The following is a 14,044-nucleotide window of genomic DNA, read 5'->3' on the forward strand; positions in this document are numbered from 1 at the left end:
ATTGGCTTACTTGAGTGCGGCGACGGGCTTGCCCGACGCGTCCTTGATGTCACCCCAGGCGACGACGATCACGCTCTTGACCTTGTCCGGCATCGGCACGTAGTCAAGGTCGGCGGCGGTCTTGTCGCCGTTCTTGTAGGCCCAGTCGAAGAATCGGAGGGTCGTGGCGGCCTGTGCCGGCTTGTCCTGCGCCTTGTGCATCAGGATGAAGGTCGCGCCGGTGATAGGCCACGATTCCTTGCCCGGCTGGTCGGTCAGCACCTGGTAGAAGGTCTTCGACCAGTCTGCGCCCGCAGCGGCGGCCTTGAAGGCCGAGTCGTCCGGAGAGACGAAGTTGCCGTCCTTGTTTTGCATCTGGGCGTACGTCATCTTGTTCTGCTTGACGTAGGCGTATTCGACGTAGCCGATGGAGTTCGGCAGGCGGTTCACGAAGGCCGCGACGCCTTCATTGCCCTTGCCGCCAGCGCCGTTGGGCCAATTGACGGCCGTGCCGTCGCCGACCTTGCTCTTCCACTCGGGGTTGGCCTTGCTCAGGTAGTTCGTGAACAGGAAGGTGGTGCCCGAACCATCGGCACGGCGCACCGTGGCAATGGCAGCGTCGGGCAGCGCGAGCGAGGCGTTGAGCGCCTTGATCGCCGGGTCGTTCCACTTGGTGATCTTGCCGAGGTAGATGTCGCCGAGAACCGTGCCGCTCAGCTTGAGCTCGCCGGGCTTGATGCCCTGAATGTTGACCACGGGAACCACGCCGCCGATGACGGTGGGGAACTGCATCAAGCCCTTGGCCTTCAGCTCGTCGTCGGTCAAGGGCATGTCGGAGGCGCCGAAATCGACCGTCTTGGCGTCGATCTGCTTGATGCCAGCACCGGAACCGACGGATTGGTAGTTGATCTTCGCGCCGGTGGCCTTGTTGAAGTCGGAAGCCCACTTCGAGTAGAGCGGCGCCGGGAAGCTGGCGCCGGCGCCAGTGGCGGCTTCCTGGGCAAACACCGGTGCGTGGGCGAAAGCCACCGCCAGAAGGCCGGCGGCTGCAAATTTGAACGTCGTTTTCATGATGCTTCCTTTGAACTGCACAAGGTCCCCTTTCGGGGCTTGGCACGGACTCTAGAAAGCTTGTGTGACAGCCCGATGACACCCGCCCACAGAGGAGAAGTCGACGCTTTTCGCGCGCTCCCGCATGACGCTGTCACACAACCGTCATGTGCCTGCTCTAGCCTTTCTCCCTCGCCGGGATACCGGTTGACGCAGGCGTGCGCAGCGAGGGCGCTACGATCACCCCCCGACTCCCCCACTTCAACATGCAAAACGGAACCCGTCTCGCCGCGGTCGATCTCGGCTCGAACAGCTTTCGCCTGGAAATCGGCCAGGTCGACCACGGCCAGATCCACCGCACCGAATACCTCAAGGAAACCGTTCGTCAAGGCAACGGCCTCGACAGCGACCGCAATCTCACGCCCGAAGCCATGCAGCGCGGCTGGGACGCGCTCGCCCGCTTCGGCGAGCGGCTTGCCGGCTTCAAGCGCTCCCAGGTCCGCGCCGTGGCGACGCAGACCCTGCGCGAGGCCCGCAACCGCGATGAATTCCTGTTGCGCGCACGCACCATTCTGGGTTTCGGCATCGACGTCATCACCGGCCGCGAGGAAGCCCGCCTCATCTATCAGGGCGTGGCGCACACCCTGCCCCAGACCGATGCCTCGAACCGGGAGCGCAGGCTGGTGGTCGACATCGGCGGGCGTTCCACCGAATTGATCATCGGCCAGGCGCTCGAAGCCGAGGTGATGGAGTCGTATCGGGTCGGCAGTGTCGCTTGGTCGATGAAGCACTTTCCGCTGGGTCTGTTCACGACGTCGGCCTTTCGCGCAGCCGAGATCGCCGCCAAGGCAGTGCTCGACGACGCGCTCGGCACCTATGTGCCCGACCGTTGGGACGTGGCCTACGGCGCCTCCGGAACCATCGGCGCCGTGGGCGATGTGCTGACCTTGGCCGGCGGCGAGCCGGGCCTGATCACCCGCGACGGGCTGGATTGGCTGGTCGACCGCCTGCTCAAGGCCGGCAGCGCCGACCGCCTGCGCATCGAAGGGATGCGCGAAGACCGCAAGGCGGTGATCGGCGGCGGCGTGAGCGTGCTGCGCGCCGTGTTCGACCTGCTCGAGATCGAAGAAATGAAAGTCGCGCAAGGCGCCTTGCGCCATGGCGTGCTGTACGAGTTGCTGGAGCGCGACGACACCGTGGCCGACCTCCGCACCACCACCGTGGCGCGGCTGGCCAACCGCTTTGCAGTCGATGCCGCACAGTTCAAGCGGGTCGGGGAAACAGCGGCCGGGCTGTTCGTGCAGCTCGACCCCAACGCACGTGGCGGCAGCACGACCAGCCGCGCCGGCCGCGCCCTGCGCAAGCTGGGCTGGGCCGCGCAGTTGCACGAGATCGGTGCGCAGATCTCCCACAGCGAATACCACAAGCACGGCGCGTACATCCTCGACAACGCCGACGCACCGGGCTTTGCGGTCAACGAGATGCACCTGCTGAGCCAGCTCGTGCTGGGCCACCGGGGCAAGCTGCGCAAGCTGGAGACTTCTCTGGACGACGAATCCTTCGTCTCGCAACTGTTGGCGTTGCGTCTGGCCGTGCTCCTGTGCCATGCGAGGCGTGATCCGGACCTGGAGGGGCTGCGGCTCGCACGGCCGGGCGGCGCCAGGCTGTTCACCATTGCCTGCCGGGCGGGATGGTCCGATCTGTACCCTCAATCGGCCCACCTTCTGCGGGAAGAAGTGCTGGCCTGGCAGAAGACCACCTGGCGCGTCGAACTCTCGGGCTGCTGAGCTCAGCCGTCTCTCAAAGCAGTTCCGGCGCCTGCACCGTGACGACCACGGTCTGCACGTCACCATCGCGCTCGCGCGTGCGAATCCACCAGACCGCGCCCTTGCGCACCGGGCAGCTGTCGTGCTGAAGGCCCAGCAGCAGCGAGATGGCCTGGCCGAGCGATGGCTGATGGCCGATCATGAGCACCACCGACTTGCCGTTCGGCCATCCCGCCGCGCCGAGTAGTGCGTCCGGCGTGGTGTCGGGCGCGAGTTCGCCGCGCAGCTTGTACTTGCGCCCGAGTGCCAGGGCGGTCTGCTCGCAGCGGCGGGCCGGGCTGCAAATGATCCGCGTGCCTTCAGGCAATTGCCGATCGAGCCATGCCGCCATGCGCTTGGCCTGCTTTTCGCCGCGCGAGGTCAGCGAACGCTGCATGTCGTCGCAGCCTTCGGTCCAGTCCTCCGCCTCCGCATGGCGCCAGAAAATCAAATCCATGTGTGTCAATCCCGTAGTGCGGCGCGACGAAGTCCGCGCGACGCGTAGCGGTTCATGAGGGCGGTCTGCGCACCGTGGGCCTCGATGGCGCGGGAGGCGCCCTCCTCGCCCGGATGCGTGTCCTCGTAGACGCGGTGGTAGGCACCATCCGGGCCGAGGTCCCAGGCGTCTCGCCCGTCATGCAGATAAGCCACCAGGCATTCGTCGATGAGCCGCTGGCGCAGCACCGGATCGGTCACCGGCCAGGCCAGTTCGATGCGCCGCATCATGTTGCGGTTCATCCAGTCCGCGCTGGAGAGATAGAGCGACTCGTCGTGCGCCTGACGGAAATAGAAGACGCGCGAATGTTCGAGGAAGCGGCCGATCACCGAGCGCACCCGGATGTTGTCCGTCAGCCCCGGCACGCGGGCAGGCAATGTGCAGGCGCCGCGCACGATCAGGTCGACCTTCACGCCCTTCTGCCCAGCCCTGACCAAGGCGGCGATGAGATCCTCGTCGGTGAGCGCATTCATCTTCGCGACGATGCGCGCGGGCTCGCCGGCCGCCGCGGCAGCGCCGAGCGCTTCGATGCGGGCGATGAGATTGCGGTGCAGGTCGAAGGGCGCGAGCCACATGTGATTCAGCTTGGGCAGCCGGCTCTGGCCCGCCATGTGCACGAACACGGCCTCCATGTCGGCCGTCAGCAGCGGATCGGCCGTCAGGTGGCTGATGTCGGTGTAGAGCGCGGCCGTGCGCGGGTTGTAGTTGCCGGTCGACAGATGCCCGTAGCGCCGCATCTGCTTGCCCTCGCGGCGCGTGACCAGCAGCATCTTGGCGTGCGTCTTCAGGCCAACCACGCCGTAGACGACCTGCGCGCCGATCGATTCGAGCATCTCGGCCCAGTTGATGTTGGCCTCTTCGTCGAAACGCGCCTTGAGCTCCACTACCACCGTCACTTCCTTGCCGCGGCGCACGGCTTCGCGCAGCAGGTCCATCATTTCGGAGTCCGTGCCGGTACGGTAGATGGTCTGCTTGATCGCGAGCACCTGCGGGTCCTGGACCGCTTCGCGCAGGAACGCCAGCACGCCTTCGAAGCTTTCGAAGGGCTGGTGGATCAGCGCATCGCCCCGCTGCAGCCTGTCGAAGAAGGACTGGCCCGGTGACAGGGTGACCGGATAGGACGCCTGGTACGGCGGAAAGCGAAGTTCGGGCTCATCGAGCAGGTCGATCAATTGCGTCAGTCGGGCCAGGTTCACCGGCCCGTGCACCCGATACAGCGCCTGCGGTGGCAGGTTGAATTGCGCCAGCAGGAAGTTCGACAACGACTCGGCACAACTCGACGAGACTTCCAGCCGAACGGCCTGCCCGTAGTGGCGGTGCTGCAGACCTTGACGAAGCGCCGTGCGCAGGTTCTTGACGTCTTCCTCGTCCACCGCGAGGTCGGAATGCCGCGTCACCCGGAACTGCGAGAACTCGCCTACCTCGCGCCCCGGGAACATGCTCGACAGGTGCGCCCGAACGATGCTGGACAGCGCAATGAACAGCGTCTTGCCACCCGCCACCTTGGACGGCATGCGGATCACGCGCGGCAGCACGCGCGGGACTTTCACGATGGCGATGGGGTTCTCGCGCCCGAATGCGTCCTTGCCACTGAGGCGCACGATGAAATTGAGCGACTTGTTGGCAACCTGCGGAAACGGGTGCGCCGGGTCCAGTCCCACCGGGATCAGCAGCGGCCGTACCTCGCGCTCGAAATACTCATGCACCCACTTGCGCTGCGCCGGATTGCGCTCGCCATGCGAGATGACCTGGATGCCCTTGCTCACGAAGGCCGGAATGAGCTCGTCGTTGTAGAGCGCGTATTGCCGCGCCACCAGCGAGTGCGCCGCTTCGGCCAGCCGCTCGAAGGATTCGACCGTGTAGTTGCCCTTGCGGTCGCCCGCCACGCTCGCGCCGAGGTGCGGCGCGGCGCGCACCTCGAAGAACTCGTCCAGGTTCGAGGAGACGATGCACAGATAGCGCAGCCGCTCGATCAGCGGCACCTCGGGTCGATACGCCCAGTCGAGCACCCGCTCGTTGAACGCAAGGATGCTGTGATCCCGATCGAGCAAGGTCAGAACGGGTTCGGCGGCAACGGTCAACCTGTCGCTGATGGCAGGCGGCATGGAAAAGGATTCTGGAACAGCCGGCACGGAAGCATTCAAAAGCCAAAGCATGACAGTGTCCGGCGCAGATGTGACATTTACATGACAAAAGCGTGACGGGTTCCCGGCGCTGTCTTAATTGCCGAGGAAGTGCTTCCGGTACCGCGCCGGCAGGTCTTCGATGCGCATGAGCATCGGCAGGTCGGCGGTGTTGAAGTCCGGATCCCACGCCGGTGGGCCCAGCACCTTGGCGCCCAGGCGCAGGTAGCCCTTGATGAGCGCGGGTGGCTCGACGGCCAGGTCGCTGTCGAGGCGGTGCACCGGCAAGGGCAGGCGCGGCTGCACGTGGTACTGAATTGGCGCCATGTGCGTGGCCGAAAGCTGACGCCAGATGCTCGCCGCCGCATCGCCGCTGGTCACACCGTTGTGCCACATGGGGATGCTGGCGCAGCCAATCATCGTGTCGAGCTTGTTGCGGTTCATGAATCCGGCCAATGCCCCCCAGAGCGCCAGGATCACGCCGCCCTGGCGATGGTCGACGTGCACGCAACTCCGGCCGAGTTCGACCATGCGCTCGCGCAGGTCGCGCAGGCGGGTCAGGTCGAATTCGGTGTCGCTGTAGGTGCTGCCGACGCGACGGGCCTGCGCCGGCGTCAGCACGCGATAGGTCCCGATGACGCGCTGCGTGGACTCCTCGCGGACCAGCAAGTGCTCGCAGAAGTCGTCGAACAGGTCGATGTCGTGGCCCTCCACCGGCGTCGTGAGGCGGGCCCCCATCTCGCCGGCAAACACTTCGTAACGAAGACGTTGCGCGGCGCGAACGTCATCCAGGTGACGAGCCCAACCCACGCTGATGCCACCGCCGCTGGTTTCGCCGGACGGCGCCAACGCCTGCGGCACGGGTATTGCTGAAGGAACCTGGACCGGATGGGGCGCAGGCCACAAGGCGGCGCGCAGGCCCAACTGCGAGAACGGAAACGTGGGCGTGGGTAGTTCTTTCATGCGAGACCCTTTCTGCCGACGGAGTCTCGGGATCTGCGGTGAAACAAGCGTGTCATTCCGATGGCAATTGGATGACGCGCACGCGCGAGGGCGGCATCAGCTTTAATTCTGCAGATCACCCACTGGAGTTTTCTTGATGGCTACCGAAAGAATCGAGGTCGAAACGCGCCGCCACCAGATGTTCCCGGTGCTGAGCGCCGCCGACATTGCCCGGATCCGGCGCTTTGGCACCGTGCGCCACTACGACCGCGGCGCCTGCCTCTTCAGGGCTGGCGAGCCCGGCCCCGGCATGTTCGTCGTGCTGCAGGGCACGGTGGCGATCAGCCAGCGCGACGGGCTCGGCCATGTGGTGCCGATCGAACACCAAGGCCCGGGCCATTTCCTGGCCGAGATCGCGCAACTTTCGGGACGGCCCGCGCTGGTCGACGGCCACGCACAGGACGACGTCGAGACCCTGCTGGTGCCGCCCGACCAGTTGCGTGCCCTGATCATTGCGGAAGCCGACCTCGGCGAGCGCCTGGTCCGCGCCATGATCTTGCGGCGCGTGGCGCTGATCGAATCCGGCGCCAGCGGCCCGGTTCTGATCGGGCCACCGCAGTCGGCTGCGGTGCTGCGGCTGCAGAACTTCCTGGGACGAAACGGCTACCCCTATCAGGTGGTCGATGCCACGCAGGACGTCGACGCCGCCGCCTTGCTCGAGCAGTACGGCGAGTCCGAACTGCTGGTGGTCTGTCCCGACGGATCGGTCATGCCCAACCCGACCGAGCATGCGCTGGCACGATGCCTCGGCATGGTCGACAGCATCGAGCACGAAGACCTGTTCGACGTGCTCGTGGTCGGCGCCGGCCCCGCCGGGCTGGCGACGGCCGTGTATGCGGCTTCCGAGGGCCTGCGCGTCATCGTGATCGATTGCCGCTTCTTCGGCGGACAGGCTGGGGCGAGCGCGCGGATCGAAAACTACCTCGGCTTTCCCACCGGCATTTCCGGCGGTGCCCTGGCCGGGCGGGCCTACGTGCAGGCGCAGAAATTCGGCGTCGAGATGCTGATCCCGGCGCAGGTCTCAGCGCTGGATTGCAGCCTGGCCGAAACGCAGGGCCAGGTCTCGGTCCAGCTCGTCGATGGGCGGAAGCTGCGCTCGAAGACCTTGGTGATCGCCAGCGGGGCACGCTACCGCCGGCCCGAGGTGCCACGCCTGTCGGAATTCGAAGGCCGCGGCATCTGGTACTGGGCCTCCGCGCTCGAAGCCAAGCTGTGCGCGCAGCAAGAGGTCGCCCTGGTCGGCGGCGGCAACTCGGCCGGACAGGCGGCGGTGTTCCTGTCGCAACACGCCGCCAAGGTCAACGTGCTGGTGCGCGGTCCGTCGCTGGCGGCGACGATGTCGCGATACCTCATCGACCGCATCGAGGCGACGCCCAACATCGCACTGCGCCCGCACACCGAACTCGTGCACCTGCACGGTGAGCCGACCAGCGGCTTGAACGGTGCCACCTGGCGCGACCGGCTCAGCGGCAATGAGGAGGACTGCCCGGCCCGCAACATCTTTCTGTTCATCGGCGCCGTCCCTGAAACCGACTGGCTCGAAGGCTGCGGCGTCGCGCTCGACAAGCACGGCTTCGTGCTCACGGGCCAGGCTGCCCGCGGCGGGTTTCCGGCGAAGACGGCCGCCCCCCTCGAATCCAGCGTGCCCGGCGTCTTCGCAGTCGGCGACGTGCGATCGGGCTCGGTCAAGCGCGTCGGCGGCGCCATCGGCGAAGGCGCCGCGGTCGTCGCGCTCATTCATCAGCACCTGGCATCTGCAGCGGCCGCTGCCTGATCCACATCACGAAGTCACCAAGGAGGTTCGATGTCCGTGTACCCCTGCTCCCACGTACCGAACGTGATCGTCCCTCCGACCTCGGCCGGCTGCGAGGAATGCCTGGCCTTGGGCGACGAGTGGGTGCACCTGCGCCTGTGTGTCCATTGCGGCCATGTGGGCTGCTGCGACTCGTCGAAGAACAGGCATGCCAGCCAGCATTACGCAGCGACCGGACACGCCGTCATCGCGTCGCTGGAACGGGACGAGGACTGGATGTGGTGCTTCACGCACAGCAGTCAGGTCGGGTAGTCCGGCGTCTGCACGAAAAGCCCGCGAGGGCTATGCTGGCCGGCCTTGTCATCACCCACGGATCCAGAGACATGCCCCAAGCACCCATCGACGTCTACTCCTGGCCCACGCCCAACGGCCACAAGATTCACATCATGCTGGAGGAATGCGAGCTCCCCTATCGCGCACATCCGGTCAACATCGGCAAGGGCGACCAGTTCGAATCGGCCTTCCTGAAGATCAGCCCCAACAACAAGATTCCCGCCATCACCGACCCCGAGGGACCGGATGGCAAGCCGATCTCCCTCTTCGAGTCAGGCGCCATCCTCGTCTACCTGGCCGGCAAAACCGGCAAGTTCCTCCCGACCAGTGACCGGGCACGTTACGAGGTCCTCCAGTGGCTCATGTTCCAGATGGGCGGCGTCGGCCCGATGCTCGGCCAGACGCATCACTTCCGAAACTACGCGCCCGAGAAGATCGGCTACGCGATCGACCGCTATTCGAATGAAGCCAGGCGCCTCTACGGCGTGATCGACAAGCAACTCTCGGCGAACAAGTTCATCGCCGGGAAGACCTATTCGATCGCCGACATCGCCATCTTTCCCTGGCTGCGAAGCCATGAGAATCAGGGCATCGTGCTCGCGGACTTTCCCTACGTGAAGGAATGGTTCGACGGCATCGCGGCCCGTCCTGCAGTGCAACGCGGCGTGAAGGTGCTGGCCGACCTGCGCACGCCGATCACCGGCGAAAAGGAACGCGAAATTCTGTTCGGCAAGACCCAGTATCAACGGCGCTGAGTCCAAGTCCGGATTCAGGCCCGCGAAAAAGGTTAGAATCGAAGGCTAGTCGGGGTGTAGCGCAGCCTGGTAGCGCATCTGGTTTGGGACCAGAGGGTCGAAGGTTCGAATCCTTTCGCCCCGACCATCAAAAAAGTGATCGAGGACAAGCATTCAGGTGCTTGTCCTCTTTTCATTTGCGCTGAGCTTGGAAACTTTGCTGCAGCGGGTAAGCTGCCCCTGATGAAGCACCTCACGCAACTCCTCCTTCTCAGTGCAGTCGCGTTCGCTGGCCTTGCCTCTTCGGCGGAGACTGCGGCGCCGGCGACGAAATCCACCAGGTCCTGCCACTGGGACCGGCAAACGGGCCGCATGATCTGCCAGCGGGTCCGCGCACCCGCCACGCCCGCGCCGCCGCCTGTCTCGAAGCCAAACCCTCAGCAGTCCGGTACACCTTGAGCAGGGTCGCGCCTTTGGCCGCTCAAGCGCCGAACGTATAGCGCAACCCGACCCAGGCAGTGCGCGGCGCACCGGGCGAGAACAGCGTCGCGCGGTTGACCGGGAAGTCGCCATTCGCGTTCGCCGGCAGCGGCCGGGCGATGAAGTTGCCGTTCACGGTGAAGCCATTGGTGCCAAGCAGGCCACCAGTCGTGTACTTGCGATCGAACAGGTTGGTGATCTGCACGAACAGCTTCACTCCCGGCTTGGGCTTGTAGTCCACGCCAAGGTTGAACACCGCGTAGCCCCCGCTACGCCCCGGGCCGGTGTAGTAGAGCCCGTCGGGCGTGTGCAGGCCGTTCTCGTTGCCGCGCACGGAGGTACCGCTCACCGCGTTCATGTCGGCGCCGATGCGCCAGGACGCGTTGGGCTCCCAGTCCGCGTAGAGCTTCAGGATTTGACGCGGCAGCTGCGGGATGCGATCGCCCGGATTGATCTGGATGGTCCCTTCCGTGCCGGGGAAACCGTCCACGGCGGAACTGTTGCTGCTGTTGCCGGAACCGTCGATCGTCTCCGTGCTGCGGTACGTGGCATCCAGCAGGCTCAGGTTGCCGCCCACGGTCCAGGCACTGGTGGGCTTGGCGAGGAGCCCCATCTCGACCCCTTGCCGCCGTGTCTTGCCGAAGTTCTTGAAGTAGCCGAAACCACTCGAACTGTCCGAAACGAAGAGCAGGTCATCGCGGTTGTCCGAGCGGAACACGCCGAAGTTCCAGGCCAGGGTCCCGGTCACTGTGCCGCGCAGTCCGGCTTCGAAGGTGGTGGTGACGACCTGCTTGAGAGGCGGGTCGCCCGCGAAGGAATTCGGCAGCTTGCACGGGCTCGCGGGATCCGCGCAACCCAACTCGATCGCCGTGGGCGCCCTGCTGCCCTGGTTGGCGCCAGCGTAGAAGGTCACCATTTCATTCGCCGCAAAGGTCAATCCGACGGCCGGGTTGAACCGGCTGAAGGTGTGTTCGCCGTCCAGCGAACCGGGGCCGCCGCCCGGAGTCAGGCCGTCGACATTCGTCACCGAGGTGTGGTTGTAGCGGCCGGACAGCGTCAGATGCGTCTGCGTGTTGAGCGCCATGGTGTCGGTGGCATAGATGCTTCCGGTGCGCGAGCGGCTTGACAGGTCGACCCGCGCATCGAAGGCGTCTTCGGACGATTGGGAACCGTCGGCAAAGGCTCCGGGCCCGAACACCGGCGTGATCGTGCGGTCGGGGTTGATGTAGCCGAACTGCGCGCCTTGCGTGAAGGTCACGCGACTGGCGTCATAGGCGGCGCCGACGACGAACTGGTGCCCGACGCTGCCCGTCGTCGCCTGCGCCGACAACTGGCCTGCGAGGCCATAGTTGGTCTGTCGCGCCTGCGTCTGGTTGATCAGGCCGTTGCACTTCTCGTTCGGCTCGTCGTTCAGCAGCGCGTTCGCGATGCAGCGCCACTTGGGAAAGGGCGTGTTCGATGCGTTCTCCCCGCTGGTCGGGAATCCCGTGTATCCGGCGGCCGCCAGTGCCGCCCGCTCGGCGGCGTTGGGCTGGTAGACCGCCTGGTCGAGGGAGTCGTCGTTGATGTCGCCGTTGAAGGTCCTGGCCCTGATGTTGCGGTAGTAGACGTTGCCCGAGAGGGTGAGCGTGTCGCTCAGGGCCTGCACGGTGGCGAGATTGAGGAAGGCGGACCGATTCTGGGTGTTGTCGGGGATGGTGCGAACGCTGGCCCAGTCACGCTGCAGGGCGCCCTGCTCCTGCACGCCGTTGCCGGTCAGATCGTTATCGGCGAGCGCGACTGTCAACGACACATCGCCATCGCGTGTCTTGTGGCCGACTTTGGCGAACAGCTGGCGCAGGTCGGAAGGCGATTCGGTGCGCCAGCCGTCTTCGTGGAAAACGTTGCCGGTGACGTACCAATGCACGCCGTTGTCGACGTTGTAGCCGCCGGTCTCGAACTCCGCGGCCGCACGGCCGTAGGAGCCGCCCAGCACCTGGACCGAGGTGCCCGGGTAGTGGATGCCGTCCTTGGTCTGGATCGACAGCGCGCCGCCCAGGGTGTTGAGGCCGAACAGGGGATTGCTGCCCGGCATCAGGGCGATCGACGCGATGGCCGTGCGCGAGAACAGGTCCCAGCTGACGACATCGCCGAAGGGCTGGTTCAGGCGCACGCCATCCAGGAACACCGAGAGCCCCTGCGGCGTGCCGAGCAGCGGTGACGCCGTGAACCCGCGGTAGTTGATATCGGGCTGGAAGGGATTGCCCTGGGTCTCGTTGACGGTCACGCCGCCGATGGCGCGAGCCAGGAAGTTCGACAGGTCGAGCGAATGAAAGCGCTCCATGTCTGCGCCGGTCGCGGTTTGCACATTCGACGGTATCTGGTCGCGCGGCACGTCGAGGCCAGGCAGCGGCGTGACCGCGATGACGTTGATGGTGGGCAGATCGGGCACACCCTGCGCGGCCGGAGGGGATTCCCTTGCGGGCTCGACCTGTGCGTGGGCCGCCAGGCCATGGCACAGCAGCAGGGCTGCCGCGGCCACAGGCGCTGACGAGAAAACAACCGCGCGAGCGTTGCCTGACATCTTGTCTCCTCGGGTGATGAAGTTCTTATCGCGCATGACGGCGCGCCCCGCCCCCAAGTTATCGCACCGCGTTCGAATGCGACAGGGAAGATTTCCCGGCGTAAATCAGGGGTTGTCGGCAGGTATGAGGCCGTGCCGGAGCGCCAGGTGCGCCATCGCGGCCGTGGTGGTGACGCCCAGCTTGTCCTTGATCAGGCTCTGGATGTTCGAAACGGTTTTCTGACTCAGATGCAACGTGTCGGCACAGCTGGCCACCGACTCGCCGCGCGACAGCAGGCGGAAGATTTCGAATTCGCGCTGGGTCAGTGAATCGAAGCCCGATGACTCGACAGTGCCGTCGAGAAGGCGCCGGGCAAGCGCCGGGCTCAGGTAGCGGCGACCCTCACGCACGCTGTGGACCGCATCGATGAGGCACTCGGGCGGACTGCTCTTGGAGACGAAGCCGAGCGCTCCGAGCTCGAGCGCGCGGCGCACCAGCATGTTGGTGTCGTGCATGCTGAAGACCAGCGTGCGCGCGTGCGCATCGCGTTCGCGCAGGCGGCGAATCAACTCGAGTCCGCTGCAGCCGGGCATCGCGAGATCGGTGACGGTGATGTCCGGCTTATGGACTCCGAACAGTCCGAAGGCCTCATCGACACTGTCCGCCTGCGCAACGACCGCCATGTCGCCGCCCTGCTCCAGCAGGTGGCGGTAGCCCGTGCGCACCACGGGGTGGTCGTCGACAAGCAAAAGCCGGATCACGCCGACTCCGCACGGACTTGCGGGGCCGCGGGCAACCGCATGCGAATCCGCGTGCCGGCGCCCGGCGCGCTGTCGGCCTCGAAGCTGCCGCCAAGTGCCGCGGCGCGCTCGGTTGCGCCGAGCAGGCCGAAGCCGCGCCTCGGCGATGCGACGGTGAAGCCGCGGCCGTCGTCCTCAACGCTCAAGCTCAGGCACCGCGAAGTCGCAGCGAGCTCGATCAGCACGCGCGTGGCATTCGCGTGACGCACGACGTTCGCCAGCGCTTCCTGGGTCACGCGGTAGATGGTGGTGTCGATGGCTTCGCCGCGCTCATGCAGATCGCCCCGGGAATGAAACTGACAGGGCACGCCACTGCGCGTCGCCCACGCCTCGCACAACGACTCCATCGCGGCGACCAGGCCCAGTTGATCGAGTTCCGCCGGCCGCAATCGCCGCACCAGGCGCCGAACGCCCTCCTGCAGCAGTTCCGCAGACGCGGCGGCGCGGCGCGCGGCTTCTCCGATCTGTTCGAGCGAGGACGAGCGCTGGATGTAAGTGGCCTCGATGCGGATCGCGGTGCAATGCTGGCCGAATTCGTCGTGCAACTCGCGCGCCAACGCCAGCCGCTCGCTGTCCTGGAGTGCGATCAGTTCTTGAGCGAGTTCGCGGTTCTGGGCCAGCAGGCGCGCAGCTTCTTGCTGACGGCGCCGCGCGTACCAGGCCAGGCCCAGAGACAGTGCCATCAGCGTGAGCGGGACTTCGTCGACCTGCCATGCCTCGGCGTGCTCGAGGATCGCGGCCAATCGTTCCCGCACCTCGAACGCGCTCGACAGCACGAAGGTCAGCACCGTCCCGCCAAGCACCCAGGCGAGATCCCATCGCCCCGGGAAGGAGGCACGCGAACGCGACAGCCGCCACACAGCTCTCATCTGCCATCCCTCCAGTTCGAGCACTCGCGCGGCCAGCATCAAGCGCGTCAGCCGCAGGCATTCGTACAATCGATTTT

Annotated in this window: 11 protein-coding genes and 1 tRNA gene; 5 read left to right on the forward strand and 7 right to left on the reverse strand. The window is 65.8% G+C overall.

What is annotated here, in order from left to right:
• Positions 1-6: 6 nt before the first annotated feature.
• Positions 7-1,050: a phosphate ABC transporter substrate-binding protein PstS gene (gene pstS / locus QTI24_RS04405; protein WP_286598567.1), complete on the reverse strand. Its 1,044-nt coding sequence runs from the start codon at positions 1,048-1,050 to the stop codon at positions 7-9.
• A gap of 245 nt (positions 1,051-1,295) precedes the next feature.
• Here pstS and QTI24_RS04410 point away from each other — a divergent pair, with 245 nt between their 5' ends.
• The gene (locus QTI24_RS04410) at positions 1,296-2,816 is read left to right on the forward strand and encodes a Ppx/GppA phosphatase family protein (RefSeq protein WP_286598568.1); all 1,521 of its coding nucleotides are present in this window, start codon (positions 1,296-1,298) and stop codon (positions 2,814-2,816) included.
• A 13-nt stretch (positions 2,817-2,829) separates the two neighbouring features.
• On the opposite strand, the gene QTI24_RS04415 is transcribed toward QTI24_RS04410, so the two are convergent.
• From QTI24_RS04415 to QTI24_RS04425, 3 genes are all read right to left on the reverse strand, one after another.
• Positions 2,830-3,291: a SixA phosphatase family protein gene (locus tag QTI24_RS04415; RefSeq protein WP_286598570.1), complete on the reverse strand. Its 462-nt coding sequence runs from the start codon at positions 3,289-3,291 to the stop codon at positions 2,830-2,832.
• A gap of 5 nt (positions 3,292-3,296) precedes the next feature.
• A complete protein-coding gene (gene ppk1 / locus QTI24_RS04420) occupies positions 3,297-5,435 on the reverse strand; it encodes a polyphosphate kinase 1 (RefSeq protein WP_286598572.1) in 2,139 nt (712 codons plus the stop codon).
• A 114-nt stretch (positions 5,436-5,549) separates the two neighbouring features.
• Positions 5,550-6,416: a GNAT family N-acetyltransferase gene (locus tag QTI24_RS04425; protein WP_286598573.1), complete on the reverse strand. Its 867-nt coding sequence runs from the start codon at positions 6,414-6,416 to the stop codon at positions 5,550-5,552.
• 136 nt (positions 6,417-6,552) lie between these two features.
• On the opposite strand from QTI24_RS04425, the gene QTI24_RS04430 reads away from it, so the two are divergent.
• From QTI24_RS04430 to QTI24_RS04445, 4 genes are all read left to right on the forward strand, one after another.
• A complete protein-coding gene (locus QTI24_RS04430; protein WP_286598574.1) occupies positions 6,553-8,229 on the forward strand; it encodes an FAD-dependent oxidoreductase in 1,677 nt (558 codons plus the stop codon).
• Between the two features lie 30 nt (positions 8,230-8,259).
• Positions 8,260-8,520: a UBP-type zinc finger domain-containing protein gene (locus QTI24_RS04435; protein WP_286598575.1), complete on the forward strand. Its 261-nt coding sequence runs from the start codon at positions 8,260-8,262 to the stop codon at positions 8,518-8,520.
• A 71-nt stretch (positions 8,521-8,591) separates the two neighbouring features.
• Entirely contained in the window at positions 8,592-9,296 is a 705-nt protein-coding gene (locus tag QTI24_RS04440; protein WP_286598577.1) for a glutathione binding-like protein, read from the forward strand.
• Between the two features lie 50 nt (positions 9,297-9,346).
• Positions 9,347-9,423 (forward strand) — tRNA-Pro (locus tag QTI24_RS04445).
• 333 nt (positions 9,424-9,756) lie between these two features.
• On the opposite strand, the gene QTI24_RS04450 is transcribed toward QTI24_RS04445, so the two are convergent.
• The 3 genes from QTI24_RS04450 to QTI24_RS04460 all read right to left on the reverse strand — a co-directional run bounded on the left by QTI24_RS04450 (position 9,757) and on the right by QTI24_RS04460 (position 14,036).
• Complete coding sequence (locus tag QTI24_RS04450; RefSeq protein ID WP_286598579.1) at positions 9,757-12,318, reverse strand: TonB-dependent receptor; 2,562 nt, start codon at positions 12,316-12,318, stop codon at positions 9,757-9,759.
• A gap of 105 nt (positions 12,319-12,423) precedes the next feature.
• Positions 12,424-13,059, reverse strand: coding sequence for a response regulator (locus QTI24_RS04455; RefSeq protein ID WP_286598581.1), 636 nt, complete (start codon positions 13,057-13,059; stop codon positions 12,424-12,426).
• Positions 13,056-14,036, reverse strand: a complete 981-nt coding sequence (locus QTI24_RS04460) for a sensor histidine kinase (protein WP_286598583.1) — start codon at positions 14,034-14,036, stop codon at positions 13,056-13,058. The genes QTI24_RS04455 and QTI24_RS04460 overlap by 4 nt, the downstream gene beginning before the upstream one ends.
• Between the last annotated feature and the right edge of the window lie 8 nt (positions 14,037-14,044).

The organism is Variovorax sp. J22P240 (genome assembly GCF_030316855.1).
Taxonomy (GTDB): Bacteria; Pseudomonadota; Gammaproteobacteria; order Burkholderiales; family Burkholderiaceae_C; genus Variovorax.

What these genes read in the sequence shown, in the direction of transcription:
- pstS (WP_286598567.1), bottom strand. Translation starts at nt 1,050, where the DNA reads ATGAAAACGACGTTCAAATTTGCAGCCGCCGGCCTTCTGGCGGTGGCT.
- QTI24_RS04410 (WP_286598568.1), top strand. Translation starts at nt 1,296, where the DNA reads ATGCAAAACGGAACCCGTCTCGCCGCGGTCGATCTCGGCTCGAACAGC.
- QTI24_RS04415 (WP_286598570.1), bottom strand. Translation starts at nt 3,291, where the DNA reads ATGGATTTGATTTTCTGGCGCCATGCGGAGGCGGAGGACTGGACCGAA.
- ppk1 (WP_286598572.1), bottom strand. Translation starts at nt 5,435, where the DNA reads ATGCCGCCTGCCATCAGCGACAGGTTGACCGTTGCCGCCGAACCCGTT.
- QTI24_RS04425 (WP_286598573.1), bottom strand. Translation starts at nt 6,416, where the DNA reads ATGAAAGAACTACCCACGCCCACGTTTCCGTTCTCGCAGTTGGGCCTG.
- QTI24_RS04430 (WP_286598574.1), top strand. Translation starts at nt 6,553, where the DNA reads ATGGCTACCGAAAGAATCGAGGTCGAAACGCGCCGCCACCAGATGTTC.
- QTI24_RS04435 (WP_286598575.1), top strand. Translation starts at nt 8,260, where the DNA reads ATGTCCGTGTACCCCTGCTCCCACGTACCGAACGTGATCGTCCCTCCG.
- QTI24_RS04440 (WP_286598577.1), top strand. Translation starts at nt 8,592, where the DNA reads ATGCCCCAAGCACCCATCGACGTCTACTCCTGGCCCACGCCCAACGGC.
- QTI24_RS04450 (WP_286598579.1), bottom strand. Translation starts at nt 12,318, where the DNA reads ATGTCAGGCAACGCTCGCGCGGTTGTTTTCTCGTCAGCGCCTGTGGCC.